26 protein-coding genes are annotated in these 26,192 nt (G+C 61.9%); 14 read left to right on the forward strand and 12 right to left on the reverse strand.

What is annotated here, in order from left to right; translation table 11 throughout:
- Positions 1-29: 29 nt before the first annotated feature.
- The 4 genes from P3T24_RS12110 to P3T24_RS12125 all read right to left on the reverse strand — a co-directional run bounded on the left by P3T24_RS12110 (position 30) and on the right by P3T24_RS12125 (position 4,112).
- A complete protein-coding gene (locus tag P3T24_RS12110) occupies positions 30-857 on the reverse strand; it encodes an alpha/beta hydrolase (RefSeq protein ID WP_074269264.1) in 828 nt (275 codons plus the stop codon).
- Between the two features lie 54 nt (positions 858-911).
- Positions 912-1,682 carry a DUF4118 domain-containing protein gene (locus tag P3T24_RS12115; RefSeq protein ID WP_429434817.1) on the reverse strand — a complete coding sequence of 257 codons (771 nt, stop codon included), beginning with the start codon at positions 1,680-1,682 and terminating at the stop codon, positions 912-914.
- A 210-nt stretch (positions 1,683-1,892) separates the two neighbouring features.
- Positions 1,893-2,687 (reverse strand): MipA/OmpV family protein, encoded by a 795-nt coding sequence (locus P3T24_RS12120; protein WP_429434820.1) that lies wholly within the window; start codon positions 2,685-2,687, stop codon positions 1,893-1,895.
- A 261-nt stretch (positions 2,688-2,948) separates the two neighbouring features.
- Entirely contained in the window at positions 2,949-4,112 is a 1,164-nt protein-coding gene (locus P3T24_RS12125) for a porin (protein ID WP_074267004.1), read from the reverse strand.
- A 340-nt stretch (positions 4,113-4,452) separates the two neighbouring features.
- On the opposite strand from P3T24_RS12125, the gene P3T24_RS12130 reads away from it, so the two are divergent.
- The 5 genes from P3T24_RS12130 (at position 4,453) to P3T24_RS12150 (ending at position 8,388) form a co-directional block, all read left to right on the forward strand.
- Entirely contained in the window at positions 4,453-5,007 is a 555-nt protein-coding gene (locus P3T24_RS12130; RefSeq protein ID WP_429406088.1) for a cytochrome b, read from the forward strand.
- Between the two features lie 30 nt (positions 5,008-5,037).
- Positions 5,038-5,598, forward strand: a complete 561-nt coding sequence (locus tag P3T24_RS12135) for a YceI family protein (protein WP_429434822.1) — start codon at positions 5,038-5,040, stop codon at positions 5,596-5,598.
- A 26-nt stretch (positions 5,599-5,624) separates the two neighbouring features.
- The gene (locus P3T24_RS12140) at positions 5,625-6,209 is read left to right on the forward strand and encodes a YceI family protein (protein ID WP_074267006.1); all 585 of its coding nucleotides are present in this window, start codon (positions 5,625-5,627) and stop codon (positions 6,207-6,209) included.
- A 351-nt stretch (positions 6,210-6,560) separates the two neighbouring features.
- On the forward strand, positions 6,561-6,881 hold the full coding sequence (flhD, locus tag P3T24_RS12145; RefSeq protein WP_429287457.1) for a flagellar transcriptional regulator FlhD: 321 nt from the start codon (positions 6,561-6,563) through the stop codon (positions 6,879-6,881).
- 214 nt (positions 6,882-7,095) lie between these two features.
- Positions 7,096-8,388 (forward strand): EAL and HDOD domain-containing protein, encoded by a 1,293-nt coding sequence (locus tag P3T24_RS12150; protein ID WP_429406090.1) that lies wholly within the window; start codon positions 7,096-7,098, stop codon positions 8,386-8,388.
- A 33-nt stretch (positions 8,389-8,421) separates the two neighbouring features.
- On the opposite strand, the gene P3T24_RS12155 is transcribed toward P3T24_RS12150, so the two are convergent.
- The 6 genes from P3T24_RS12155 to P3T24_RS12180 form a co-directional block, all read right to left on the reverse strand.
- The gene (locus P3T24_RS12155; protein WP_074267008.1) at positions 8,422-8,916 is read right to left on the reverse strand and encodes a cupin domain-containing protein; all 495 of its coding nucleotides are present in this window, start codon (positions 8,914-8,916) and stop codon (positions 8,422-8,424) included.
- Between the two features lie 62 nt (positions 8,917-8,978).
- Positions 8,979-10,175, reverse strand: a complete 1,197-nt coding sequence (locus P3T24_RS12160; protein ID WP_429434826.1) for an aminotransferase class V-fold PLP-dependent enzyme — start codon at positions 10,173-10,175, stop codon at positions 8,979-8,981.
- 31 nt (positions 10,176-10,206) lie between these two features.
- Complete coding sequence (locus P3T24_RS12165; protein WP_429434829.1) at positions 10,207-10,680, reverse strand: RidA family protein; 474 nt, start codon at positions 10,678-10,680, stop codon at positions 10,207-10,209.
- Between the two features lie 106 nt (positions 10,681-10,786).
- Entirely contained in the window at positions 10,787-11,704 is a 918-nt protein-coding gene (gcvA, locus tag P3T24_RS12170; RefSeq protein WP_429434831.1) for a transcriptional regulator GcvA, read from the reverse strand.
- A gap of 79 nt (positions 11,705-11,783) precedes the next feature.
- The gene (locus P3T24_RS12175; RefSeq protein ID WP_429434834.1) at positions 11,784-13,130 is read right to left on the reverse strand and encodes a sensor histidine kinase; all 1,347 of its coding nucleotides are present in this window, start codon (positions 13,128-13,130) and stop codon (positions 11,784-11,786) included.
- Positions 13,131-13,143: 13 nt separating this feature from the next.
- Entirely contained in the window at positions 13,144-13,866 is a 723-nt protein-coding gene (locus tag P3T24_RS12180; protein ID WP_429434836.1) for a response regulator transcription factor, read from the reverse strand.
- A 283-nt stretch (positions 13,867-14,149) separates the two neighbouring features.
- Here P3T24_RS12180 and P3T24_RS12185 point away from each other — a divergent pair, with 283 nt between their 5' ends.
- The 6 genes from P3T24_RS12185 (at position 14,150) to P3T24_RS12210 (ending at position 20,200) form a co-directional block, all read left to right on the forward strand.
- Entirely contained in the window at positions 14,150-16,321 is a 2,172-nt protein-coding gene (locus P3T24_RS12185) for a TonB-dependent receptor (RefSeq protein ID WP_429434839.1), read from the forward strand.
- A 12-nt stretch (positions 16,322-16,333) separates the two neighbouring features.
- Positions 16,334-17,023, forward strand: coding sequence for a MotA/TolQ/ExbB proton channel family protein (locus tag P3T24_RS12190; protein WP_074267015.1), 690 nt, complete (start codon positions 16,334-16,336; stop codon positions 17,021-17,023).
- Between the two features lie 2 nt (positions 17,024-17,025).
- Positions 17,026-17,424, forward strand: a complete 399-nt coding sequence (locus tag P3T24_RS12195; RefSeq protein ID WP_122157354.1) for an ExbD/TolR family protein — start codon at positions 17,026-17,028, stop codon at positions 17,422-17,424.
- A 1-nt stretch (position 17,425) separates the two neighbouring features.
- On the forward strand, positions 17,426-18,154 hold the full coding sequence (locus tag P3T24_RS12200) for a TonB family protein (protein ID WP_429434841.1): 729 nt from the start codon (positions 17,426-17,428) through the stop codon (positions 18,152-18,154).
- A gap of 63 nt (positions 18,155-18,217) precedes the next feature.
- A complete protein-coding gene (locus P3T24_RS12205) occupies positions 18,218-19,276 on the forward strand; it encodes a YncE family protein (RefSeq protein ID WP_143787651.1) in 1,059 nt (352 codons plus the stop codon).
- A gap of 216 nt (positions 19,277-19,492) precedes the next feature.
- Positions 19,493-20,200, forward strand: a complete 708-nt coding sequence (locus P3T24_RS12210; RefSeq protein WP_074267018.1) for a YceH family protein — start codon at positions 19,493-19,495, stop codon at positions 20,198-20,200.
- 59 nt (positions 20,201-20,259) lie between these two features.
- Here P3T24_RS12210 and P3T24_RS12215 read toward each other — a convergent pair whose 3' ends face one another.
- Entirely contained in the window at positions 20,260-20,544 is a 285-nt protein-coding gene (locus tag P3T24_RS12215; RefSeq protein WP_074267019.1) for a hypothetical protein, read from the reverse strand.
- Between the two features lie 53 nt (positions 20,545-20,597).
- Between P3T24_RS12215 and P3T24_RS12220 the strand changes: the two genes are divergently transcribed.
- Positions 20,598-21,758 (forward strand): iron-containing alcohol dehydrogenase, encoded by a 1,161-nt coding sequence (locus P3T24_RS12220; protein ID WP_429434844.1) that lies wholly within the window; start codon positions 20,598-20,600, stop codon positions 21,756-21,758.
- 100 nt (positions 21,759-21,858) lie between these two features.
- A complete protein-coding gene (locus P3T24_RS12225; protein WP_429434847.1) occupies positions 21,859-22,911 on the forward strand; it encodes an endo alpha-1,4 polygalactosaminidase in 1,053 nt (350 codons plus the stop codon).
- Positions 22,912-22,956: 45 nt separating this feature from the next.
- On the opposite strand, the gene P3T24_RS12230 is transcribed toward P3T24_RS12225, so the two are convergent.
- Positions 22,957-25,437: a penicillin acylase family protein gene (locus P3T24_RS12230; RefSeq protein WP_429434850.1), complete on the reverse strand. Its 2,481-nt coding sequence runs from the start codon at positions 25,435-25,437 to the stop codon at positions 22,957-22,959.
- 178 nt (positions 25,438-25,615) lie between these two features.
- Here P3T24_RS12230 and P3T24_RS12235 point away from each other — a divergent pair, with 178 nt between their 5' ends.
- Positions 25,616-26,182, forward strand: coding sequence for a cysteine hydrolase family protein (locus P3T24_RS12235; RefSeq protein ID WP_429434852.1), 567 nt, complete (start codon positions 25,616-25,618; stop codon positions 26,180-26,182).
- Positions 26,183-26,192: the final 10 nt, after the last annotated feature.

The following is a 26,192-nucleotide window of genomic DNA, read 5'->3' on the forward strand; positions in this document are numbered from 1 at the left end:
TCCTTTCAATCCACCACGAAACCGCGTTGTCAGCTTCCCAGCGCCGCCAGTTGCCGCAGCCGCCGCGCGAGCGCCTTGGAGACGACCTGGGACTCCGCACCGCTGCCAATGCCGCGGGCGGCTTCGCTCTCGCGCAGGAACGCGGCGGTTTCGGACGCCACGATTTCACGCTCGTTGTCCGAGGTGATCATGTGATACGAGTCGTCGAGATAGATCGTGCGCAGAAACGGCGAGGCAATCTTCGCTGCAACGTCATGCGCGTTGCGCGGATTGGCCGTTTCATCGTCGATAGCATGAATGATCAGGCAGTCGGTCGTGATGCCGGCGAGGCTCGCGCGAACGCGTTTTGCAAGCCGGCTCGCCTCGCGCAACGCTGGCAGCGAGATCGTAGACGGCCCGACCTCGCTGATGCCATTGCGCTGCATGGCGCGCGCGATCTTCGCGCGCAAAGCCTCGTTGCGCAGACCGAACGGCGAGGCTTCGCGATAACGCCAGCGACTGCGCAGCGGCGTGTAGTAGGCCCAGCCGAGTAAAAACCGGTACCACGGTATGGCCCAACCGTCGTACGAGAGGGTGACCGATAGCAGAACGACTGCGTGGGCCGTCGGCCGTTTGCCGACCACGGCCAGCGCGAGCGCCGCGCCTACCGACAAGCCGCATACCGACACCCGCGCATACCGCTCGGCCAGCAAGTCGAACTCACGTACGGCAGCGTCGACCCAGGCTTGCATGTCGCGTTCAGTTGAGCCCGCGCTGTAGCCATCCAGAACTGGCGCGAAAGTGGTAAATCCTTCGGTGTTCAAATGACGTGCGAGAAAGCGCATTTCGAGTGGCGAACTCGAGAGGCCGTGCAGCATGAGCACGGCGTGCTCACCGCCTTCCTGGAGGATGTGTGTGGCTTGATCCAATGCTTAAGCCTCGATTCGCAGGACCAGAAAGTCGCCGGCATGCGTCGTAAAACGCTCCCCGACGCAGTCGACAGGCTTATACGTGTGGTCGCCGCTCCTGATTCGCAGGCGATGACTGCCAGGCGAAAGGCTGTTCTGGAGGCGTTCGATATCCGCGGGATGCACGGCCGAAAAGCGGCTGCCTGGCGCCGAAGTATGCGGCAGGGCGTGCACTGTGCCGGCCGCGTGATCCGCATCCGGACGCAACGACGCTTTCCGGTCGAGCGCCTGGATCAGGATGATGGAGTCGTGATAGTGCGGCAGATGGCGCAACAGCCGATGCGTTTCGTCGATCGTGCGAAGCCGCAGCGCGCGCTTGTTATCCGCGCGCAGCAGCATTTCATACCGCGATTTGGCCACTGACGCGAACATCTCCGCGCGAAACTGTGCCCGGCGCAGGCGCTCGATCAGACAGATGATGAGAAGCGTCACCGAAGGATACGAGACGACGAGCGTCACGTCGCTGTGATCGAAAACCGAAAAGTCGGCATACGGCGGCACAAACAGATAGTCGGCGATGACCAGTCCGACGAGCATGACGGTCAAGGCGGGACCTAGCCCGAAAAAATATTCGATGAGCGCAGCGGCGACGCAGAATAATGCGCCCGGCATTGCGGGGCCGACGAACGGGCTGAGTAGCATGCGTACTCCGCTTGCTGCCGCCAAAGCGAGAAACGCGGCAAGCCAAGCCCGGGAACCGCGTGGGGCCCACCTTTTGGCGTTTTGAATTTTCACAGCACTGCGTGCTTCATGGCACGCCTAACTTATTGATTGGGGGGCAATGGTATCGCATTCGATGCCGGAGGACATGGGCTCTCACGTGAGATTTTCGCGGAAATGCAGGACATCTGGCTCTTTTCTATCCCTCTCTGCCTGTTGCGCATGTATGACATCTATTCGAAAGGTTTGGGGGTACTCAGCAATTCGCGCCGTGGAGAATACGCGTCAAAACGTGTACGTCAGCGCGAAGGTGTCTGTATTTTGCTGTACACGCCGCGTGATCGGACTCGACGCGGCGTTTCCATATAGGCGCGCGAATTTCAGTTCGACCGTGGCAATCAGCGATTTGGTGATCAGATAATCGGCCTCGGCGGTGATGTAGCCGGTGGCCGCGCCGGAATGCGCGTCGTGGACCGGCAAACCGGAAGCTGCGCTTTGACTCTGCGTGATGCCGAAAAATGTCTGCTGATACGTTCCGTTTGTCCACGTGACACCGGGACCAGCGGTCAGAAACAGCTGTTTGCCGATGGGCAGCGTGACCGTGGCATTGGTATCGACCACCAGCCCTTCACGGTTCCCGCCAATATCCTGGGCCGCAGAGTTCGACCACGTGAACGCCGATTGCGTGTAGTTGAGGAAAACCTTGGCTCGTGGCGTCGTGGGCACATTGCGTAGCCCATGCAGGTGGGCGTCTTCACTCGTCTCGCGTTCGGTGAAATCGTACTGCAGCGCCAAGCCTGCGCTCCAGTTCGCGTTGTTAACCAGATACACGCCCGCCAGCATGTCTTCTTTGGCAAAGAAGCGATTCTTGTATTCGATATCGAACGCTGGATAAGGCCTGAGGCGCATGAAGTTTGCGCCGGGATACGCGGGTTCCCACTGCGCTTCGGCGCCGAGCGTCACGGTCCAGTCTGGCGTCGGCGCGGCGTTAGTCGTGGTCTGCTGCGCGAACGACACGACGGGCGTCAGAAAGGCGGCAAGCGCCATCAGGCCAGCGCCGAGTTGGGGTGACGAAAACATAAAGCCAGTTCAGAGAAGGGAAATCTGAGGCGGGACGCTGCGGTAAACCGGTGGGGTCTTTTGCTTTGGGCCTCGTTACGTAGCCCGGAATATTCTGGGCGCGCGTGATTATGAGGCATGCCGAGCAATCTCGCACGTCCCCTGCGAATGCAGTGAACTGGGGGGATGAATACGAAGGTTTGTGTCGGAGGTGAGGTAAGCGGTGGGCGATGAGCGAGGCCGCGCTTGCCGCGCGGCCTCCGTCTTTCAAATACCTTCTATTTAGAACTGGTGACGCAAGCCGACCGTCACGGCCACTTGCGTACCGCTCGACGAGGGCGATAGCGTGTTGATCGATGCGTCGCTGAGTACCGAGCCAGCCGGTGCACCGTGGACGTGCTGATAAACACCTTCGAGGTAGACGTCGGTGCGCTTGCTCAACGAGTAGTCGGTTTGCAGCGTGAACTGATTCCATTCCGGCGATGCGCTCGTGCCGCCATTGCTGAACGAGCCGTCCGTGAACGTGTACGCGCCGGCGATGCTCAAGCTCGGGGTCAGCGCGTAATGTGCGTTCACTTCATAGTTGTCGAGCCGCAGGCCGCCACCCAAGGCGACGAAGCCATCGCCGCCGGCAAACACGCTCGACATGTTGTCGATCTGCGAATGGGTCCAGAGCAGGCCAACGGTGGCCGAGCCGAACGTATAGTTGCCGCCTGTGCCCCAGATGCGCTGGCGTTGCGCCACGAAATCGGCGCTGCCGTCATCGAGCGCCACCGCGCCGTTCTGATTCGTGCCGCTGACGCCGCCGCCTGCGTTGTTCAGTTCCAGGTAACCCGCAGCCAGGTTGAACGGGCCATGCGCATACGTCGCGCCGAAGCCATACACGCGGTTGTTCGAGAACTCGCCGGCCTTGTTGCTAAACCCGTACATGCCTTCGACGGTGACGCCGGCGTAGGTGTTACTCGTGAACTTCACCGCGTTGTTGATGCTCATCGAATCCGCAGCGAGGTTGTCGTTGTTGAACGGATGCGCAGCGAGGTTGCCGCCGTAGGTGCCGCCGGCAGACGAGATCGGCCCTAGCACGTCGTTGACGGTGTCGAACTGACGGCCGAACAAAACGGTGCCGAACTGGTCGCTTTGCACGCCCACATACGCCTGCTCGCCAAATGCATCGCCCGCGTTAAACAGGCTGCCGCTATTCAGGTTAAAACCGTTTTCCAGTTTGAAGATCGCATGCAGTCCGCCGCCGAGATCTTCGGAGCCTTTAAGGCCATACACGGTGTTTTCCGTCGAGGCGCTGGTTTCTTGCCAGTTGTTGTGGCCGCCCTGGTTGTTCGTGAACACAAGGCCCGTATCGATGACGCCGTACAGGGTGACGCTGCTTTGCGCGTGGGCGGTCAATGCAAATGCGCCTGTCAGCGCAAGTGCCAGTAAAGACTTCTTCATGCTTTTAAGCTCCGTGTTGTCGCGGGACTGCGAGGGTCAATCGCCCGAAGCGGCAATGCGGGCTTGGCGCCGCGGAGAGAAATTCGCATACGAAAACTCAATGATCGATTGCCGGTCGGGTCTAATAATTGAGAACCGGATGCTACGGGTTTGGAGATAAAAACGTTGTATAAAGTGCAGGTTCGAGCCGTGGAAGTCGTCGATTAACGTCGCCAGCACAACAATCTGTTCACTTTCAAGCCGCTATTCAGCATGATTTCGCACTCCTAGAATCGCATCCCAATGACCTGTTCGTTTCCTGTGTGGACGAACTGCCCTCAAGACGCCAGACGGGATGACGATGACGACAGTTCCTCCATTCAAGCAGCGGTACAGCGCAACTGCGATGAGCCTTCACTGGCTGATCGCCTTGCTGATCGTGGCCGGCTTCTATCTGGGCTGGATCATGACCGACATTCCCGGCTTCACGCCCACCAAGCTCAAGTACTTTTCGTGGCATAAGTGGATCGGCGTGACGGTGTTCATGCTTGCCGTAATCCGGCTGGCGTGGCGCCTGACACACCGCGCCCCGGAACTGCCGCGGGGCATGCCGCCGTTGCAGAAGCTGGCGGCGGAGGTGGCGCACGTGATTCTGTACGTGCTGATGTTCGTGATTCCGGCGTCGGGCTATCTCTACAGCTCTGCCGCCGGAATTCAGGTGGTTTATCTGGGTATCGTGCCGCTGCCGACGCTGATCGGGCCGGACACCGCGCTCAAGATCGTGCTGAAGACCATCCACATCTGGTTGAACTACACGTTGCTCGTGATCGTGGCCGCTCATACGCTGGCTGCGCTGAAGCATCACTTCATCGATCGTGACGGCCTGCTGGCGCGTATGATCCCCTTTCTCAAGTAGCCTTAGGTTTAAGGCAGATTGAAGGCAGACATGAAAACTCCTTTCCTTCGCTGGTTAGTCGCAGCGACCGCAGTGACTTCGCTGTTCCTCGGCGTGGCGCATGCGCAGGTCGATACGTCGAAGAGCACGGTAACCGCGACCTCGAAACAGATGAACGTGCCTGTCGAAGGGACGTTCAAGAAGTTCACGGCACAGCTCGATTTCGATCCGGCCAAGCCGGCGGCGGGCAGCGCCAGGCTGTCCATCGACACCGCCAGCTACGACCTCGGCGACGATAGCTACAACCAGCAGGTGCGCGGCAAGGAATGGTTCGACACCGCGCACTATCCGAACGCCACCTTCGTCTCGAGTGCGATTGCGCCGGCCGGCAGCAACCAGTTCAACGTTAGCGGCACGCTGACCATCAAGGGCAAGTCCGCAAACGTCACGGTGCCGGTCAAGGTTACCCTGCAAGGGTCGACCCAAAGCTTCGACGGCGCATTGCCGATCAAACGCAGCCAGTTCGAAATCGGCACGGGTGAATGGAAAGACACCTCGGTTGTTGCCGACGAGGTCGTGATCAAGTTTCACATCATTGCAGCCAAGAAATAAACCGCAAACCTCCCAGGAGAATCACTTTGAAAAAGCAACTTTTAGCCGTAGCAGTCGCCGCCTTGGCAGTGGGTGCATCGTTTAGCGCGATGGCTGCCGACACCACCTATACGCTCGACCCGACGCACACTTCGCCGAGCTTCGAAGCCGACCACTTTGGCGGCGTCTCGATCTGGCGCGGCAAGTTCACGAAATCCACCGGTACGGTGACGATCGATCGTGAAGCGAAGACGGGCACGCTGGAAGCGACCATCGACATGACTTCGGTGGACATCGGTAACGACACGCTGAACACGGAACTGAAGAGCTCGAAGTTCTTCGACGCGACCCAATTCCCGACCGCGGTCTACAAGGGTACGTCGATGAAGTTCAAGGGCGATGTGCCGGTTGAAGTGATCGGCGAGCTGACCCTGCACGGCGTGACGAAGCCGCTGAACCTGAAGATCGAATCGTTCAAGTGCTTCCAGCACCCGATGCTCAAGCGCGAAGTGTGCGGCACGGAATCGACGGCGACTTTCGACCGTTCGGACTTCGGTATCGACTTCGGCAAGACCTACGGCTTCAAGATGGCGACCGTTCTGCACATTCAGGCGGAAGGCGTGAAGCAGTAAGCAGGCTTTGCCCCGCCAGACGACGGCGGGTTGCATCGACGTGACGACCCGGTCCATGTGGCCGGGTCGTTTGCATTTTGGGCGCTTGCTCGTCACGAGGCAGGCCTTCTTTAGCGGCTCGTAAGGCCGCGTAATGGTCGACTGACGATCTACCTTTCGGAAAATTTCGCGAACATTGTCTTCGTGGAAGGGCATCCCTACACTCCACTCAAACGTATCAAAATGTAACTTTGTGTTTCTACTGGTAAATCACCGCGAGTTCGGCCGTGCGTCTGCCCCACAGCACAAGGCTTTAGCGCGCCAGACGATTGCCGGCGAGAAATGAAGTGGATGTTTACCGGAGGGCGAAAGATCATGAGCGACGGCGAAGCGCAGGGTTTCATCAGGGAAGTCAATCTGTCGTACATCATGCTGGCGCAACGCATGCTTCGTGAGGACAGGCTGGTCGGCATGTTTCGGCTGGGGCTGTCCGCGCAGAGCGCGGAGCTTCTCGCGACCCTGACGCTGGCGCAAACGGTCAAGCTTGCCGCCTCCGACCACGTGCTCTGTCAGTGCCGTTTTGACGACCACACGATCCTGTCCACCCTGACGCAGTCCGGAGGCCATGTGGACGTGACGCCCGCCCATACGGCCATCCTGCTCGCCAGTCAGAAAGCGGCACAGTTCGTTTAAGCCGGCTTCCGATTGCCCCTTTACCTTTCTGCGGCGGCCCGGTGACGGGCCAATAACACTGTCGTCGCGACGCGCGGGATGTCCAAACGCCTTACGCCGGCTTATCCGCCTTCAACTTTTCCCTGTTTGCAGCCGTTATCACCGTTAGGGCCTCTACGCCGCCGCTTGCCAGCGATCGGACAGCGTGGCGCAGGTTCGCTAACCGGTAACCCGCATGAATGACATGTCGCACGATGCTGCCGCGTTGTCCCTGATCGCGATGACCTCGTATCTCGGACGGCAGCCGATCCTCAACCGCGAAGGACAACTTGTCGCTTACGAACTGCTGTTTCGGCCGTTCGCTTTCTCCGATAACGCCGAACCCGCCGACGGCACGCCGCTCGACGAGACGCGCGCCACCGCCGATATCGTCATCGAGACGCTGGGCGAACTGGGAATGGAAAGCGTGTTGGCGGGCCGCGCCGGCTACATCAACGCGGGGCGCGACTGGCTGATGAACGAGATGTTCAGCCTGCTGCCATCCGCTCACTTCGTCGTTGAAATTCAGGCAACCGCGCAGTACGACGATCAACTGGTTCAACGCATCAAGGCGCTGACGCGATCCGGCTACCGCTTCGCCATGGAGGATGTTCGCGAGGCCGCCTTGGGCCACGCGGAGGTGTTCGACTGCGCTGAAGTCGTCAAGATCGATGTGCCGGACTGGACTGCGTCGCGACTGGCGCCGTTCGTTGCTGCAATGCACCGCGCCGGCAAGCGCGTCGTAGCGGAAAAGGTCGAGACACCGGACGACTACCGGTGGACCTACGAGGCCGGCTGCGACCTGTTTCAGGGCTACTACTTCGCCCATCCCCATCTGCTCGCGGTGCGCAGGATTCCGCCGCTGCGCCAGGCGCTGGTCAAACTGCTGGTGATGCTGGGCGCCGAGCCGCCGCTGCCGACCCTGGAAGACGAGGTCAAACGCAATCCCGCACTGACGATGCAGCTGCTGCGCTTCGCCAGCTCGGCGCATCACGCGTTGACGCGACGGCGCCTGCGGATCCGCGATGCGGTCCAACTGGTCGGCACCGACTGGCTGCGCCGCTGGGCCCTGCTCGCCCTGTACACGGACGGCAATAGCCGGTCTGTCGCATCCAATGCACTGGTGCAACTGGTCGGCACGCGGGGGCGCTTCATGGAACTGGCCGCGCGCAGGCTTAGGCCGCACGACGAGGAGTTCGTCGACAACGCGTTCATGACGGGCATGACCTCGCTGTTGCCTGCCGTGCTGCAGCGCAACCCCGTCGATCTGTTTTCTGAACTGCAGTTAGCGCAAACGGTGCGCGAAGCCATCCAGACGCGGGCCGGCCTGTTGGGTCAACTGCTCGCGTGTGCGGAAGCCATGGAGAGTCCGGCTGCGGCGGCAAGGGTGACGCAGATGTCCGAGGATCTCGCGCCGCTCAATGCCGCGGCGGTCGCGCTGTTGTCTGCTGCCGCTGCCAACTGGATGGCCGACCGAACCCGTTTTTGACGGCTATCGAGGTGGCCGCGTGCGGCGTATCGCTCAAGACTTGCTGCCGGACGGCTTGCCGTCATGCGGACCCATCGGACGCACAGGCCAATCGACCCAACGGTCCGGGCGAGTGGCTTCGTGGGCCTCATGCATCGGATAACGAATCCGGTTTTCCTTCTTGTCGGTTTCTCCGACCACCAGCAGCCGCACGTCCTGATCCGTGTTGTTGATGAAGGTATGGCAAATCCCGGTACCCGCCGGAAACGCCACCGAGTCACCGGGCTTGAGCGGATGCAGATGACCGTCGAGCCACACATCCGGCGTGCCCTCGATGACGAAGGCGAATTCCTCTTCGGCACTTTCCGCATGCGGATACGAGGTTCGACGTCCAGGCGGCACGCGCACATGGTGAATGCCGATGCGCTGAAGTCCAAGCTTCCTGGCAAGCGGCGCACCGATGGCAAGTAGCTCGGTACTGCCCTTGTAGTGGGCATCGTCCGGGTTTTCCAGTTCGCTCCAGTGGCGGATGAACTCGGGTCGCTCCATTGACGTCTCCTTGTATTGGCGTGCGTGATAGCGTCGCCGCGTTGTGTCGCGTGAAGCGTGCCTTAACGGACGAGCGTGCGCAAGCTCCCCACCAGCTTGCCTATCTCCGCCTCGGTGGTCAGGTAACCGACGGAAGCGCGCGCTATCTGGGTGAGACCTCGCGCGTTCATATCGAACGGTGTGTAGCCCACGCCGTTGCTGCCGATGGCCACACCTTGCGCCGCCAACGCACGTTGCACCTCTTTGGCATCGATGCCCGCCACGTTGAAGGCCACCAGCCCCGAACGTTCGCGTCCCTGATCGAGGACCGTCACGCCGTCGATCTGCGCGAGTTCGGCGCGCAGCGTCTGCGCGACGGCGTCGATGCGAGTGCGGATGTTTTCAACGCCGATATCCAGCGCCTCCTGCAGTGCATTGGCCAAACCGCAGCGCAGCGCGGACGCGACTTCGACAGATTCGAACCGCGCTGCGTCGCTGCGCACGACAGGTTCGCCGTCGTCATCGAGCGGCGCCGTTTGGGTATCGACATAGGCCGGTGTGAGCCGAGGCAGAAAGTCTTGCCGTACGTACAGCAACCCTGTGCCACGCGGACCGCGCAACGCCTTGCGGCCCGCGCCGGTCAGCACGTCGCAACCGAGTTGCTCCACATCCACAGGTATTTGTCCGACCGCTTGCGCGGCGTCGATGAAGTAGGCGATGCCATGACGTCGCGCGATCTGTCCGATGGCGGCGGCCGGGTTGATGAGGCCGCCGTTGGCCGGCATCCACGTCAGCGCGATCAGGCGCACCCGTTCGTCGAGCATCGCCTCGAGTGCCGCGAGATCGACCTCGCCGCTTTGGTCGGAAGGGATCACCTCGATCGATGCCCCCGCGCGCACTGCCGACAGGCGCATGCTGGCCAGGTTGCCGCCCCACTCGTGACGCCCAACCAGAATGCGATCGCCGGGCTGCCATGTGCCCAACGCGGCGAATGCGCTGCCCCAGGCCTGCGAGTTGCCCGTCGTTACGGCGATCTCCGCCGGTTGCGCGTTGAACAACTGCGCGGCGAGGGTACGGGCACGCTCTATTTGCGCGCGCGCTGCGACACCGGCTTCCATAGGTCCCATGGTCGCTTCGCGCCACAGATGGGCGTGGACTGCTTCCAACGTCGCTGCGGACGGCAGCGATGCGCCAGCGTGGTTGAAGTGCGTGGTGTGCTGCGTGCCCGGCGTCTGGGCCCGCAATGCGTCTACGGCTGCGTCGGTGAGGGGGGCTGACATGACTTGAAGGTTCCAGTGATGCAGGATGGATTCAGGGTTGCTTCAACGAGACGACTGCTTCGACTTCCACGGCCACGCCGGACGGCAGCGATGCAACGCCAACCGCGGCACGCGCGTGGCGGCCGGCGTCGCCGAACACTTCTACCATCAGATCCGAGGCGCCGTTGGCGATGGTGCTCTGACGGTTGAACTCCGGCGTGCTGGCGACGAAGACACCGACGCGTACGATGCGAGCCACGCGATCGAGCCGGTCGCCCGTGGCCGCCGCAAGCTGCGACAGTATGCCAAGCGCGGCGAGCCGTGCTGCCTGCACGCCCTCGTCGTCCGAGATATTGTCACCCAGGCGGCCGACGTAAGCAGGCTTGCCGTCCTTACGCGAGATCTGACCGGAAATGAATAGTAGCGAGCCGTCCTGCACGAACGGGACGTAGTTGGCCGCAGGCGCGGCGGCGGATTCGAGCGTGATACCGAGTTCGGCTACGCGGGCGGAGATCGAGAGGGTCATGTAGTGTGCGTCCTATGAATATGTGGATGGGCGTTCCATCCTATGGCGGCTGCCGTCGGCTGACGAATGAATTCTTGCCGGCCACACATGAGCGAAACTAATGCGTTCAGTTTATCGGGTCTTGCGCCGCGGTCTGCGTCAGCCAGTCGCGGAAGACCGTTACAGCTTCAGTCTCGCCCTTCGCTGCGCGCGGCGTGACGAGCCACCAGCCGATGCGCGCATCGTCGAGTACCGCATCAGGCACTGCCTGCACCAGTGCGCCGCTCGCCAGTTGCGGAGCAATCAGGCGATGCCGGCCCATGGCGACACCTTGTCCTGCGAGGGCCGCTTCCACGACGATGTTGTAGTCGTGCAGATGCACTGTCTGTGCACCGCGCAGGTCCACACCGAAGCGGGTCCCCCATGCTTGCCATTCGAAGGGCAGTTTGGCGTGTGACGCGAGCAGCGGATAGCGCACCAGGTCTTGCGGCTTGCGGGGACGGCGCGTGCCGCCGAGCAGGGTGGGAGAGCACACCACCGAGAGCCGTTCCGGCATGAGTTTGCGTGCGCGTACGTCGGCCCAGCCGCCGCGGCCGTAGCGGATGGCCAGGTCGACTTCGCCGCCGGGGACGTCGGCGAGCGCGATATCGGGCCGCAGTTGCAGTTCGATGCCGGGATGCGCTGCCGAAAACGCCTGCAAGCGGGGCGCGAGCCAGCGCGTGGCAAACGAAGCCAGCAAGCCGACCGTTAGCTTGATCCGCGCGGTTGCAGGTGCACGCGTTTCCTCGGTGCCGGTGCGCAAGAGTTCAAAGGCGGCATTCACTTTTGCAAAGTAGGCCTGCCCTGCTATGGTCAGTGCAACTGCGCGCGTGCGCCGTTCGAAGAGTGTTACTCCCAGTTCGCTCTCGAGCTTCTGGATGTGATGGCTAACCGCGCTTTGCGTGACGAACAGTTCCTGCGCCGCCAGGCTGAAACTCAAGTGCCGCGCGGCGGCTTCGAAAGCACGCAGAGCGATAAGCGGCGGCAACGGTCGCGTGGAAGGCATGAGACTCGAAAGAGGGCGTAGGGGAGTGCGTCATGCTACGCCTCGCAACCGACCGCAAGCAAGGTGACCTGCAATTCGGTTACCGCGCCAGCGCCTTCCCCCTGAAGCGCAGCACCATCTTGCAACCCGGTTGGTTATCGTGGATCTCCACATCGGCGTCATGCACTCGCGCAATGGCCGCCACGAGGCTCAAACCGAGGCCGTGACCGGCCGGCGCCTGGGCGTGCTGGCTAGGACTGCGATAGAACGGCCGCAGAACGGCTTCGCGCTCGCCGGCTTCAATGCCGGGGCCTGAGTCGGCCACGTGCACGATGGGTTCGCCTGCCTCTATCCTCGTTTCGACCGAGATTGAGCCGCCGCCAGGGGTGAATTTCAGTGCGTTGTCGAGCAGGTTTTCGATCGCGCCGAACAGCAGATCGATATCGCCCCGCACTTTGACAGGCGAAGGCGCGTGCACCGACACCGTCAGACCGCGGTCGTCCGCTACCGGCTCGTACAGATCTACGACGTCGCGGATCACGGTGTCGAGCGACACATCGCCAAAGCTCGCGCGCCGGCCGTCGGCTTCGATCTCCGCGATTCGCAGCAGGGCGGTAAAGCGATTGAGCACGACGTCCGATTGCACGATGGCCGCATCGACCGCGCTTTCGTAATCGTCGACGCTATTTGAGCGCCGGCGCGCACGCTCAAGCCCTGCGCGCAAATGGGTCATCGGCGTTCGCAAGTCGTGCGCGATCCCGGCACATACCCCTCTGACTTCGGCGACCAGCCGCTCGATCTCGTCGAGCATCGTGTTGACGATCTCCGCCAGGCGATCCAGATCGTGATGCGTGCCGCGGGTCGGCAAGCGCCGGTTTAGCTGCCCGGCCATAATCTCGCGTCCAGTCAGGCTGATGGCGCGGATGCGGCGATTGGACATTGCATTGAGCGCCGCGCCGCATCCCACGGCGAGGATGATCGTGAGCGTCAGACCGATGCACAGCATTTTCAGCAGCGTGTGATCGAAATAGCGGATCTCATCGATCGAGTGTCCGACGACGACGCGCACGCCGCTAACGGTGGGCACGATGATGCCGCGAAAGTGTTCGGTCTCGGTGCGGTCACCCTCGCGCACGATCTGCGCGTAGTTGAATGGCTTACCGTCGTGCGCTGGCGGCAGGACATGGATGTTACCGGCGAGCCACGTGCCGTCTGTATCGAAGACGCCATAGGGACGACTGCTCGCCACATCGCGTCGGCTCAACGCATCGATGTTCGCGATCGCTTCGTCGCGGCCGATGGAATGGAACTCGGCCACCTCGCCGAGCAGGCGCTCATCGACCTCGTGTACGAGGTAACCATGGGTCGCCCAGTAAAGCATCGCGAACAGCACGATCGCCGAGGTGATGAACACCGCCAGCAGCCAGCCGACGCTGCTCAGATGCATGCGTGTTCGCCGCTTACTCGCCGGCATGGAGGATATAGCCGACATTGCGCACCGTATGAATCATCACCGAGAGCCGCCCGTTCAGACTGATCTTGCGGCGTAGCTGACCGATATGCATGTCGATCACGTTGGTCTGGGCGTTGAAATGGTAGTTCCACACGGACTCGAACAGCATCGCCCGCGTGACCGGTTGTCCGGCGTGCCGCATCATGAATTCGAGCAACTGGTACTCGCGCGGCTTGAGCTCGATCACCTCACCGGCACGTTCTACCTGATGCGTGCCCATATCGAGCACAAGATCGCCGACGCTCAATGCAGACGGCTCCTTCGGTGACGAACGGCGGCGCAGCAGCGCATTCAGGCGTGCGGTGAGTTCGAGACTGTCGAATGGTTTGGTCAGATAGTCGTCGCCGCCGGCGCGTAGACCTCTCACACGCTCATCCACCGCGGACAGTGCACTGAGGATCAGCACGGGCGTTTCCTTGCCGACATTGCGCAGGGTGGAGAGGATCGACAGACCGTCGATATCGGGCAGCATGCGGTCGAGCACGACCGCGTCGAAGTCGCCATCCAGCGCGCGCAGCAGGCCGGTGTGCCCGCTCGCCACGCTATCGGCCGCGAAGCCATAGTCTTCGAGTGCTGCTGCGACTTCGAGGCGCACACGCTCGTCATCTTCGACGATCAGAATCCGAGGTCTGCGCCCCGCCGGGTAAGAGGCCGATGCATCACTTTCCAAGAGAGCGTTTTTCCGATTGATCGTGTGGCATGAAGGAGGACCGGCGCCTGGACGAAAGTGCCCATCCTAACGTGGACAAATGAATGCGTAGTGTACGGAAACTTACAAATCTAAGCGCACGTCTGCGCCGTTTTGTTTGCAGCACAGGTTGTTGGGTATCCGTAATAAGAACTTTAACTTCGTAAGTTACCCATCACTCGGTATTAATGCGCTATCGATAGCATCCCGCCTTGTCTGCTCCATCGCTCCCACCGCTCTATTCAAAAACAAGGATGCATGAATCATGCAACGGGTACGTTCAAAGCTCAATCAGAAGCCTCTGACGCAATTCGCTCTCGCGACGCTCTGCGCCGCCGGAACACAGATCTCGCATGCGCAGGCAACTGGCGATCTCGGTTCGGTACAAAGCACGGCCGTGTCGTCGTCCGCTAACGGCACGCCTGCTACGACGAATGTGGAGTCGGCGCCGGCCCAGGCGCCTTCGCAGGGTTCGCTCACGACTACCGAACCGAAGTCGATCATCAGCCAGCACTATATCCAGAACAGCACGGCACCTACGTCGAACTACAGCGACATCATCCAGATCGCACCGAGCGTGTCGAACATCGATCCGAACGGCGCGGGGCTGATGGAATCGCAGAGTCTCTCGATTCGCGGCTTTCAGGACGGTCAGTACAACGTGACATTCGACGGCATCCCGTTTGGCGATTCCAACGACTTCACGCACCACTCGACGTCGTTCTTCTCGAATCAGGTGCTGGGCTCGATCAATATCGACCGTGGTCCGGGCGACGCCTCGCAGATCGGTTTCGCAACCTTCGGCGGCACGATCGGGCTGGACTCGAAAGATCCTTCGCTCACGCCGTCGTTTTCGGTGCTGGGCTCATACGGTAGCTGGAACACGTGGACCGCCGGTGCCGAGATGAACACGGGCGACATCCAGCAATGGGGCGATGCCCGTGCGATGGTCGGCTATACGCAAACCAATAGCGACGGCTACCTGACGGATTCTGCGCAACGTCGGGAAAATGTCTACTTCAAGCTCGAAAAGCCGCTTGGCGACGACACGCTGGTCACCTTTTTCGCCACCTACAACAAGATCCACCAAAACGTGCCGCTTGGCGCGACCGCCCAGCAGATCCAGGATTTTGGCCCGAACTTCGGCCTGAACAACAATCCGGCGAGCCAGGCGTACTACGGCTACAACGTCGATCTGATCAATACCGACTTCGAATACATCGACGTTAAAACGAAAGTCGCCCAATGGGTGATCGATAACAAGGTGTACACATACGGCTACTACCATAACGGCTTTAACGGGCTCGATCCGAACGGTGAAACCCCCAATGGTACGAGCCTCGGACCGAACGACGTGCCGGGTCAGGAGATGAACAACAATTACCGCGCGTGGGGCGACGTCCTCACCGCCGAGCGGAAGATCGGCCCAGGCACGCTGCAGCTGGGCGCCTGGGTCACACATCAGTCCAACTTCCGCGACAACTTCAATGTGGACGACTCGCTGAACTTCGCGTTCCTGTCACAGAACTTCACGATGACCGATACGCTGCTGACGTTCGAGCCGTATCTGCAGTACGCATTGCAACTGCCGTATGGTTTGACGGTGACGCCGGGCGTGAAATACGTGTCGTTCAACCGGCAAATCGATTCGCCGATGAATCAGGGCTCAGGCACTCCGGTGGACTTCGGTCATACCTGGTCGAAGGTGTTGCCCTCGCTCACGGTACATGATCAGATTACCTCGGACTGGAGCGCGTATATCCAGTACGCACAGGGTTTTCTGGCGCCGAACCTGAATGTGTTCTATGTGCAAAGCCCGACGGTTTCTGGCCAGCCCGATCCGGAGCAGACGGATAACTATCAGATCGGCACGACCTTCAAGACGAACCGTTTGACCGTTTCAGCCGACCTGTACTACATCAACTTCCGCAATGCCGTGACGAGCCGCACGGTGGGCGACAACACGATCTTCACCAATGCCGGCGGCGCGGTCTACAAAGGCTTCGAATCGGAAGCGACGTTCTCGCTCGGCTACGGCTTTAGCCTGTACGCCAATCTGACGTTCAACTCGGCCAAACAGAAGAGCACCGGCGACTGGATGCCGAACGCGCCGCAACAGACCGCTGCGGCTGGCGTGCTGTATGAGCATGGTCCGCTGGCCGGCTCGCTGATCACGAAGTTTGTCGGTCATCAGTTCGGCGATACGGGCGATACCCAGCCGATTGGCGGTTTCACCGTGACCAACTTCTCGGCCGCCTACACGATCAAGAACCTCGCGCCGTGGATGCATGACACCCGTATCGGCTTCCAGATCGACAACCTGTTCAACCGCACCAGCATCGATGCGCTGGCAGGCTTTACCGCTGCCGACAATACCCCGCTGTACTGGACCATCCCGGGCCGTGCATTTATCGGCACGCTGTCCACCGATTTCTAACAGGAGTTTTCCATGACCGTCGACACTCTGCTGCACCTCGCGAACAATTCGGGCGGTGTCCTCTACGTCATCGCTGCCATGCTGTTCGTTGCCCTGACGATCATTATCGAGCGCAGCTGGTTTTTACAGCGCGCTGCCGGCAATAGCCGCGCTGCGCTCGAACAGATCGACCGGCTCGACCAGTTCAATGCGACGACGCTGGGCGCCTGCGCCGAGCAGTTCCACTCGTTGCCGACGGCCACGCTATTCGCCACCGCGGCCCGTCTTGCCGGGCACGCCTCACGTGAAGACCTCGACGCATGCCTCGAGGAAGCGATCATGCGCGAAGCACCGCGTATCGACCGCTTTCTCTGGGTGCTCGACACGGTGGTCACCTTGGCGCCGCTGCTTGGGCTGTTCGGCACGATCGTCGGCATGTTCAACGCGTTTCAGGTGCTCTCCAATCCCGGCAACGCACCGACCCAGGTGACGGGTGGCGTCGCCGAAGCGCTGATCGCGACAGCCTCCGGCCTGTTTGTGGCGATGATCGGTCTGGTGTTTTTTAACGGCTTGCACAATCGCGTGCGGGGCGTTGTGCATCAGCTCGAGACCGTGAAGGCTGCGCTCGTCAATCGCCTGGCTGGAACGTCGCAAGAAGCCTCGAAGGCCGTGCGCGAAGCACCGCGAGCCGTGGTCGGAAAACTCGCGTCGCAGGGAGCGTGACGATGAAGTATTTCGAAGCGCGCAAGGCTCGCATCGAGATCATTCCGATGATCGACATCATGTTTTTTCTGCTGGTGTTTTTCATCATGATCACGCTGCACATGATTCCGAATGCCGGTTTGCGCACGCAGTTGCCGACGAGCAGCACGACACAGTCTTTGCCGCCGCCGAAGGTGACTGTCACGCTCGCCACGGACGGCAGCCTCTCTGTCGATGGCCGCACTTTGAGCCCTGCTGAACTGACGGCAATGCTGGCGGCGCGAGCGGATGCGGGGCACACCGTGGTGACAATTGCCGGCTCGAAACAGGCGCAAATCCAGAAGCTCGTCGCGGTCATGGACGCCTGCCGTGCCGCAGGCGTCTCGCAGATCGCGCTGGCTGCGCAACCCGTGGCGAACTGATATGGCGACTGTCTCCGCCCCTGAGGTTGTGCGGGAACGGCCGCGTCTCGCGTCTGCTGCGGCGTTCGCACTGCTTGCGGAAGTGTTGCTGCTTGGCGGCGGCGTTGTGCTCCTGACGCATCGCTCGCAGCCGGTACCCGAACGGCCGCCGACATTGCTGACGCTGGCGGCGCCCACGCCTGCTCCCGTCCCGACGCCGCAACCTGCTGCGAAACCGCTGACTCCCCCGAAGCCGGAGACGCCCCAGGTCACGCACCCGGTTGTCCCGCCGCGTCATGTCCAGCACGTTGTGCATGTTGCGCCGCCTAAGGCCGTACCGGTTCCAGCACCGACGCCTGCCCCGGCGCCGATGCTGCCGTCCGCGACACCGACCGAGGCTCCGCCCGCGCCGCGTCCGCCTCCGCCACCGCCGGCTGCCGCACCCGCTGCGACGGCGCCGAACGCAAGCTTTGAGGGTGCGCTGCGCGCGGCGATTCAGGCGGCGCTGCGTTATCCGGAGTCGGCGCGCATGGCGGGCATGTCCGGCCGCACACGGGTCGCATTTCAGTATCGCGACGGCGTGGTGTCCGATGTAAGCGTGGTGGTATCGAGCGGCATCGGGCTGCTGGATCGTGCCGCGCTGGCTGCCGTGCGGGATGCGACGTATCCCAAACCCGAGCCTGCATTTGTGGGCAAAACGCTGTCCGAGCAGTTATGGGTCACCTTCAACCTCAACGACCACGATTCGTAATCGTTCGTCCGGTTGGCCCTATCTGAAACAGCCATAAACAAAATCCACTGGAGTCGACTGAAAGTGAAACAAGGAAACGTTCTGAAGAGCCTTCTTGCCGGCGCGCTAGCGTCAATGCTGGTAGTGGCGGGAGCCTGTGTCGCCGCGGAAAGCGCTCATACGCAGTTCGAAATAACCCAACACTACGGTCTAAGCGGCGCAGATCACTGGGATTACGTGGCATACGACCCGGTGCGCCACCATCTGTTCGTCAGTCGCGACACCCATGTACAGGTAGTCGATACGCGCACCGGCAAGCTGTCTGGAGAGATCGAGAACACCGACGGCGTGCACGGCTTCGCATTCGTACAGGATCGCAAGCTCGGCTTCATTACCAACGGCCGGGCGAACACCATCACTGTCATCAACCTGGATACGCTGAAGGTGATCGACACGATCAAGGCGGCAGGCCCCGACCCCGACGGCATCCTGTACGTGCCGGCGTTGCAGCGGGTGTTCGTCAGCAACGGGCACGACAACAGCGTGAGCGCAATCGATGTGGCCAGCCGCAAGGTGGTCGCGACCATGCCGGTGGGCGGCAAACCGGAGGCGCTCGCCGCGGATAACCACGGGCACGTCTTCGTCAACGTCGAGGACAAAGGCGAGATCGTCGAGATGGACGGCAACGCTGGCGCAGTGCTTACGCACTGGTCCATCGCGCCGTGCGAGGAACCGACCGGGCTCACCATCGACACCACGCAGGAGCGCCTGTTCACCGTTTGCGCCAACCAGCGCATGATGGTGATCGACTCGACCACAGGCCGTCACGTGACGGAAGTGCCGATTGGCGGTCACCCCGACACCGCCGCATTCGATCCCGCCTTGAAGCTGGCGTTCAGCTCGAATGGCGCGGACGGCACGCTGACGATCGTTCACGAGGACGATGCCGATCACTATACGGTGGTGCAAAACGTTCAGACGCTGGAAGGCGCAAAGACGATGGCCCTCGACGCCAAGGCTCATCGCGTGTATCTGGTGTCGTCTAAATTCGGCCCTGCGGAGGCGGCGACGGCAGACAATCCCCATCCTCGTCCTGCGGTGATTCCGGGGACGTTCGAAGTGTTGGTGGCGCAGCGTAAGTAGTGGCTGAAGACCGCCGGGCAGCCTCGCCCGGCGGTCGTAGTCGTCTGGGGGCGCACCTCATTCGACAACCTGGCGTGCAACGCGGGGCGCGATACATGACGCGAACCCGTCGCGCAGACGCCCCCATGCCGGATATCATAGTGATCTTCGCCCGACATTCCCGTCAGGCTCACGATCAGGGTGGCCCGTCTGGCGCTGCCCGAAGCGAAGTCATCTATGAATACCACCCCTGACGCTATCCCGCGCCCCGCCATGCGTTCCCTGACGCCCATCGAAGCGCGCGTGCTGGGTGTGCTCGTCGAGAAACAGCACACGGTGCCGGACACCTATCCGCTTTCGCTCAACGCGCTCACCGCCGGTTGCAACCAGAAAACCGCGCGCGCTCCGGTGATGAACGTCAGCGAGGCCGAGGTGCTCACCGCCATCGATAGTATGAAACGCCTCAGTCTCGTGCTGGAAGGCAGCAGCAGCCGCGTGCCGCGTTTCGAGCACAACATGAATCGCGTGCTGGGCATTCCGAGCCAGTCCGCCGCACTGCTCACGGTGTTGATCCTGCGCGGTCCGCAAACGGCCGCGGAATTGCGCCTGAACAGTTCGCGCCTGCATGACTTCGCTGATATCTCGTCGGTTGAAGTGTTTCTGGATGAACTTGCGGCGCACGAACCGGCACGCGTGGTGAAGCTGCCGCGTGCGCCGGGTGGACGAGAGCATCGCTGGGCGCATCTGTTGTGCGGAGAAGTCAGCGTGAGCGAAGAGGCCGCGCGTGGCGGCGTTGCGGAAGACCCAGCGGCATTCGCCGAGGTCGAGACACTGCGAGCGGAAGTGAAGCGTCAGGGCGAGGAGTTGGTGCGCCTTCAGACGCTCGTCGAGCATATGGCTGCGGAACTGGGCATCAGCCTCGATAAATTCTCGCGCGAGCCCTGACCGTCTGCGACGCTCAGTCAATTCTTTGCGATTGTTTGCAATTTGCAACTCAGCGCAACTCAGTCGCCCGGAAAGTCGCCGAAGGGGTTTTCCGCTTCCTTTGCTTCCGTGCGCAGATTGTATTCAGCGCGTACCGCCTGGAGCACTGCTGCAATGTCCCGCTCGAATCCTGCGGCGTTGCCGAAGTGCTTCATATCCCAATTGCAGCCGGTTTTGTCGGGCTCTTGCAGCTGCGGACGAGGAACGCGAATCTTGACGCCGTCTTCGACGACTTCCTGAAGACGATGCAGTCGCCGGTTCACTTCCTGCTGTAGCTGGGACGCGTTGAGTGTCTTGCGTATCATGTTGAAATTCGCCTCGAAATCTCAGGCTATATGGTACCGGAGGAGACATCACCATGAACACATTCCGCTTTCAGACCGTGCCGACGCTCGTCGTCGAATATGGCGCCGCACGTCGCCTCGGCAGTTTGCTGCGTGAGCAGTTTCCGGCGCTGACGCGCCTGTGTGTTGTCACGGATAGCTTTCTGCATCGCAGCGGTCTGTTGAATCCCGCCCTGGCCGATCTCGCCGCCCACGGCTGGCAGGTCACCGTGATCGACGATGTGATCGCCGATCCGCCCGAACATATCGTGCTGGAAGCCACTTCGTGGGCGCGTGACGCAAACGCCGAGATTGTGCTGGGCCTGGGCGGCGGCTCCTCGATGGACGTGGCGAAGCTGCTGGCCGTGCTGGTGCCGCAAGACCTGCAAACGCTCGGCGAAATGTACGGCGTCAACAAGGTCGAAGTGGCGCGCTTGCCGCTCGTGCAGATGCCCACGACGGCAGGCACGGGCTCCGAAGTGACCGCGGTTTCGATCGTCACCGTTGGCGAAGCGAAAAAGATGGGCGTCGTGGCGCCGCAACTGATCGCCGATTTGGCCATTCTGGACGCAGAACTCACGCTCGGACTGCCTGCCGCTGCGACCGCGGCGACCGGCATCGATGCGATGGTGCATGCCATCGAGGCGTACACGTCGGTGCGTCTGAAGAACCCAATCTCGGACATGCTTGCCGTGAAAGCGCTCCAATTGCTGTCGAGCAATCTGCTGCCTGCCTGCGAGAATGGCCAGGACCGCGCGGCGCGCGAGGCGATGCTGCTCGGCGCGACGTTTGCCGGTCAGGCCTTCGCCAACTCGCCGGTGGCGGCGGTGCATGCGTTGGCCTATCCGATCGGCGGTATCTATCATGTGCCGCATGGTCTTTCCAACGCACTCGTGCTGCCGCACGTGCTGCGCTTCAACGCGGAGGCGGCGGCGCATCTGTACGCCGAACTAGCCGGTGTGATCGTGCCGGCAGCGAGCGGTAGCGATGCTAGCCGTACCCAGGCCTTGATCGAGCATGTGGAACACCTGATTGCCGCGACGGGGATACCTGCGACGCTGCGGGCGGTGGGCATCGAACGTAGCGGTCTCGAACGGATGGCCAGCGACGCGATGCTGCAGACGCGCTTGCTCGTCAATAATCCCCGGGTCGTTTCGGAGGCCGATGCATTGGCTATCTATACTTCTGCATTCTGATTCACCCGAGTTGCTGAGGCCGCCCGCGCACTGCTACATTTGCGGCGCGCGGCGGCCCGCCGCGCATGCCATGTTGTAGAAGACTCCAACCAGATAAATCATGCGCTCACTATTTGCTCGCTGCTTCTTTGGGGCTGCTTTATTCCTCGCGGCATTGTCAGGCGCGTGCGGTGGCGGCGGAGGCGCACAGAGCGCTTCCGGCAGTTCCACCGGCAGTGCCAGCACGACTTCCAGCGCCACCGGTGCGGTCACGCTGAACGGCTCGACCAATGTATCGATTGCGGCCGCGCGAAACCTTCCGGCCTCTGCGGTGTGGGCGGTGTACTACGGCACCGCGGCACAAACCAATCCTAGCCAACTGGCTTCGAGCTTCAACGTGATCGTCATCGACGCCGATCCGGGCACGGGCAGTCCCAACTTCACGCCCGCGCAGATTACCGCGCTCAAGGCAAAAGGGGCGAAGGTGCTCAGCTATCTGAACGTCGGCGCCTGCGAGACCTGGCGAACCTACTGGACAACGGTGCCCACCGGCTTCGAGTCCTGCGGCGCGAATACAGCGGCCCAGCTCGGCCAGTACAGCGGCTACTCGGACGAGTACTGGATGAACGTCGGCAATGCAGCCTATCAGAACCTGATCGTCAACTACGTTGCGTCGCGCCTTGCGGCGACGGGTGTCGATGGATTCATGCTGGATAACATCGAAATCGTGGGCCACGGCGCGAATGCAGCGCAGGGCCCGTGCGATGCCGCTTGCGCGCAAGGCGGTCTGGACCTGGTCGCGCAGCTGCGCACGGAATTCCCAAACCTGACGATCATGCTGAACAATGCGCCGACCTCGGCCCTCAGCGGTTCAAGCGGCGGCGTGTCGTTCCCCATGCTCGTCGATGGCAACTTCGCCGAACAGGTATTCCTGCCGTCGCTCGATAGTTCGCTGTTGCAAGAGCTGCAGACGTGGAAGAGCACGGAGGCGCAGTTGCCGCGCAGCGCTTTCTTCACAGGGACACTCGACTACGTCAGCAGTTGCTCGGATAGCACGGACGCGCAAAACGGCTGGAATGCCAGCGTCGCGGCGGGGTTCAGTCCGTCGGTCGCGACCTCGGCGCTCGATCAGGTTTGCTGGTGGTCGTTCTTGCCGGCAGTGACGTCGAACTAGGCACAGGCGGTCCGCATCTTCGTTCGCTCGAAGATTGCTGCGCGGTCAATGCACCTGTGGCACGAGTTCAAGCCGATGCACCGTAGCACCCGGCAAGAACGGCGTGGTGTCGCCATGTACCCACGCCTCATGTCCCGCCAGAAAGTACGGTGAGAGCGGATTGCCGGACTGCCCGCCCGGCATTTCGAAGATACCCTCCTGCTCGCGTCCCGGCGACACGATCATCCGCTCGGACGCGCCGAACGAAGGTGCCTGCACGCGCGGCATGTTGAAGTCGCCCGGCAGCGGATCGCGTGGCGCAGCGAGCCAGCCGCGTATCCACGGTAGCCAGCCTGGGACGATCCGCGCGAACGGATGTTCGATGGCCGCGCGGTTGCGATCGCCCCAACGCGCATCCGATACGTTCACGTCCGGTGGCAACTGGTCGATTGCGTGGTCGACACGGTTGAGCATGAAGGCACGCCAGTTGGCGACGCCATCCGGCACCCATGCCTGATGGGCGGCGAGCGCTTCCATGACCGCTTCGTAGCGTGAACTTGCAGCGCGAAAACCCGTCTGCGGGTTGTCTGCGTTATTGCCAAAGCTCGCCGGGATATCCTTGTCGAGCTTGCCGAACCATGCGTCGTACAGCGAGAAATAGAACGCGCGAACGAGACGGTAGCCAATGGCGTCTGCATCGGCGCGGCCGTTCCATGCGAGCACCTGACTGCGGAATTCGGCGCGCTGCGGATGGTCGCGCAACGCATCGGCATCGAGCGCAGAGAGGGCGAGACGGCGCCAACTGTCCATCCATAGCGCGCGGTCGTCGGTCTGGATAGCCAGCATGTCGTGCTCGTTTGCATGTGGCAGCGCGAGCAGGTCATCGCGAATCTGCGACGCACGCGCACCGAGGTCGGCGCCGGCATCGCCAAGCAGCCCCGCTTCGGTGGGTGGCAGCGTATGGTTGTTCGCGGTCCACAAGCGTCCAAGCGGCGGGGCGATTCGCGAGGGGTAATTCGCCGGTTCGAGATAGCCTTGCCAGCCCTGGTAGGTGGCGGAATCAAAGGGCAGATCGTCGAACGAGTTGCTCGCGGCTGTCGCGCCGCTGGTCCAGTGCGGCAGCGGTCCAGCCAGCGTCCAGCCTATCTTGCCGTGCGAATCGGCGACCATGAAGTTCTGCGTTGGAATGCCGCTGGTTTGCGCCGTATGCAGCGCGTCCTCGACGCTGGTGCTGTCTTCGAGTCGCTGCAGGTTGACGTTGACGGCCTGCGCGTCGTGGGCAACCCAGCGCAACGCAAAAGTGTGCGAACCGACCACGATCTCGGGACCCCATTGCGTATCGGCGACCGCCAGGTCGACCGATGCGCCACCCTTCACGTCGATGTGTTCGTGATGCACCGTTGCACTTTGCCAGCTACCGTCGGGAGTCTTGTATTGCAGCGGATCAGCGGGGTTGCGCTGCAGTTCGATCAGGTCGATGAAGCGGCCGTAGCTGTTGGTGAAGCCCCAGGCAATCTGCCCGTTGCTGCCGGCGATGACGAGCGGCGCACCAGGCAGGCTGACTCCGGTTATGTGCCGCGGATGCCCGTCCGCACCTGGCCACGTGAGCGACAGGCGATACCAGATGTTGGGCAGCGAGAGCCCCAGGTGCATGTCGCTCGCGAGGAGCGCGCCGCCTTGCGCGCTGTGTGCGCCATCGACCGCCCAGCCGTTGCTGCCGATCATCGAATTGCCGGCCATCAGGTCGCTGTAGGCGAGATCCGTCGCAGGCAACGCAATGCTTGCGGTCTTCGACGCGCGGAGCCAGTCGGGGCGAGTGGCGGGCGGTGTCGCGAGGTCGACGGGGGGAGGCTTGGCGACGTCGAACGGTGCGTCCCAATGGCTTGTTGCTGGCAGCAGGAACGCGAACAGATCGGCGGGTACACGCTGGCGCAGCGCCGCGCGCGAAAGAATGCGGCTGACCTCGCCTGACTGGAGGTCGAAGTACATTGCGTAGACGACGAGGAGGGTATCCTCGGGCCGCCAGGCGGCCGGCTGGGTACGCAGTACCCAGTATTCGAATGGACGCGAAGCGAGCGACGCCAGGCCGTCGTTGACACCCGCTGTGTAACGGTCGATCAACGCGCGCTGGTCGGCGGGCATGGCGTCGATCAGCGCGCGGGCGCGTTCGCGGAAACGGTTCGGCCGGTTGCGACGGTCGAGGTCAAGCGCGGGCGCCCCGACTAGCGCGGCCATCTCGCCTGCCGCGACGCGGCGCAACAGGTCCATCTGGAAGAAGCGATCCTGCGCGTGCACGAAGCCGGTGGCATAGGCTACGTCCGCCCGTGTATTGCCATGCAGGGTGGGTACGCCGAGCATATCGCGTTCGACCGTGACCGCGGCGGAGAGGGCTGCTGCGTTATGCGTGCCGTCGAGTTGCGGGAGGCTGGCGCGTAGCGTCAGCCAGGCCGCGAGTACGATCGCGGCGAGGATCAGGACGAGGACGTAGAGCGAGCGAAGCAACCAGTTGGCGCGCGGCTGTCGGAAGGAAAGGCTCGGGCGATTCATCGCTGATGACGAATGTTGTGATTGCGGTTAGATGGCGCGGGCGCATGCACCGATGGCGTATGACCATAGCACGGGCAGGTTTTTGGGTGTGGTAGGTTCTTGATGCAGCGGGTCCTGTTCGTACGAGACTTTTCCCTGGCTATACTTCATTCTCCCGGTTCAATTAAGGGTGTGGTCTATGCGCACATCTTCGACCCAAGGCGCCGTGCTCCTTCTGATCGACCTGCAAAAGGCGATTGATCATCCTGACTGGGGTGTTCGGAACAACCCTTCTGCTGAGGCGCAAATCGGTCGACTGTTGACTCGCTGGCGTAAAGAGAAGTGGCCGGTATGGCATGTGCGGCATGATTCCCTTGAGCCTGCTTCCCACTATCGCCCTGGACAGTCGAGCCACGATTTCAAACCCGAAGTCGCTCCGTTACCCGGAGAGCCGGTTATTCCGAAGCGCACCAACAACGCGTTCATTGGCACAGGTCTGGAGGATCGCTTGCGTGAGGGCGGCCATACAGTGCTCGTAGTTGTCGGCGTGATTACAAATAACTCCATCGAAGCCACGGTGCGCATGGCAGGTAATCTCGGCTTCGAGACCTACCTTGTCGAGGATGGCTGCTTTACATTCGGCCGCGCGGCCTGGAACGGCCGCATGTGGAGCGCGGAAGACGTCCACGCCATATCGCTCGCGAACCTGCATGGAGAATATTGCACTGTGGTCTCTGCCGACCAGCTGCTAAACGACGCGGCTTAGGCGTGCACGG

The organism is Paraburkholderia sp. GAS33 (assembly GCF_050436645.1).
In the GTDB taxonomy this organism is placed as follows: Bacteria; Pseudomonadota; Gammaproteobacteria; order Burkholderiales; family Burkholderiaceae; genus Paraburkholderia; species Paraburkholderia phenazinium_B.

Excerpts from the sequence above, each read along its gene's own strand:
- P3T24_RS12150 (WP_429406090.1), top strand. The coding sequence starts at position 7,096 with ATGAATGACATGTCGCACGATGCTGCCGCGTTGTCCCTGATCGCGATG.
- P3T24_RS12130 (WP_429406088.1), top strand. The coding sequence starts at position 4,453 with ATGACGACAGTTCCTCCATTCAAGCAGCGGTACAGCGCAACTGCGATG.
- P3T24_RS12200 (WP_429434841.1), top strand. The coding sequence starts at position 17,426 with ATGGCGACTGTCTCCGCCCCTGAGGTTGTGCGGGAACGGCCGCGTCTC.
- P3T24_RS12185 (WP_429434839.1), top strand. The coding sequence starts at position 14,150 with ATGCAACGGGTACGTTCAAAGCTCAATCAGAAGCCTCTGACGCAATTC.
- P3T24_RS12210 (WP_074267018.1), top strand. The coding sequence starts at position 19,493 with ATGAATACCACCCCTGACGCTATCCCGCGCCCCGCCATGCGTTCCCTG.
- P3T24_RS12215 (WP_074267019.1), bottom strand. The coding sequence starts at position 20,544 with ATGATACGCAAGACACTCAACGCGTCCCAGCTACAGCAGGAAGTGAAC.
- P3T24_RS12230 (WP_429434850.1), bottom strand. The coding sequence starts at position 25,437 with ATGAATCGCCCGAGCCTTTCCTTCCGACAGCCGCGCGCCAACTGGTTG.
- P3T24_RS12165 (WP_429434829.1), bottom strand. The coding sequence starts at position 10,680 with ATGACCCTCTCGATCTCCGCCCGCGTAGCCGAACTCGGTATCACGCTC.
- gcvA (WP_429434831.1), bottom strand. The coding sequence starts at position 11,704 with ATGCCTTCCACGCGACCGTTGCCGCCGCTTATCGCTCTGCGTGCTTTC.
- P3T24_RS12195 (WP_122157354.1), top strand. The coding sequence starts at position 17,026 with ATGAAGTATTTCGAAGCGCGCAAGGCTCGCATCGAGATCATTCCGATG.
- P3T24_RS12120 (WP_429434820.1), bottom strand. The coding sequence starts at position 2,687 with ATGTTTTCGTCACCCCAACTCGGCGCTGGCCTGATGGCGCTTGCCGCC.
- P3T24_RS12190 (WP_074267015.1), top strand. The coding sequence starts at position 16,334 with ATGACCGTCGACACTCTGCTGCACCTCGCGAACAATTCGGGCGGTGTC.
- P3T24_RS12135 (WP_429434822.1), top strand. The coding sequence starts at position 5,038 with ATGAAAACTCCTTTCCTTCGCTGGTTAGTCGCAGCGACCGCAGTGACT.
- P3T24_RS12235 (WP_429434852.1), top strand. The coding sequence starts at position 25,616 with ATGCGCACATCTTCGACCCAAGGCGCCGTGCTCCTTCTGATCGACCTG.
- P3T24_RS12225 (WP_429434847.1), top strand. The coding sequence starts at position 21,859 with ATGCGCTCACTATTTGCTCGCTGCTTCTTTGGGGCTGCTTTATTCCTC.
- P3T24_RS12220 (WP_429434844.1), top strand. The coding sequence starts at position 20,598 with ATGAACACATTCCGCTTTCAGACCGTGCCGACGCTCGTCGTCGAATAT.
- P3T24_RS12155 (WP_074267008.1), bottom strand. The coding sequence starts at position 8,916 with ATGGAGCGACCCGAGTTCATCCGCCACTGGAGCGAACTGGAAAACCCG.
- P3T24_RS12125 (WP_074267004.1), bottom strand. The coding sequence starts at position 4,112 with ATGAAGAAGTCTTTACTGGCACTTGCGCTGACAGGCGCATTTGCATTG.
- P3T24_RS12160 (WP_429434826.1), bottom strand. The coding sequence starts at position 10,175 with ATGTCAGCCCCCCTCACCGACGCAGCCGTAGACGCATTGCGGGCCCAG.
- P3T24_RS12110 (WP_074269264.1), bottom strand. The coding sequence starts at position 857 with ATGCTGCACGGCCTCTCGAGTTCGCCACTCGAAATGCGCTTTCTCGCA.
- P3T24_RS12175 (WP_429434834.1), bottom strand. The coding sequence starts at position 13,130 with ATGCATCTGAGCAGCGTCGGCTGGCTGCTGGCGGTGTTCATCACCTCG.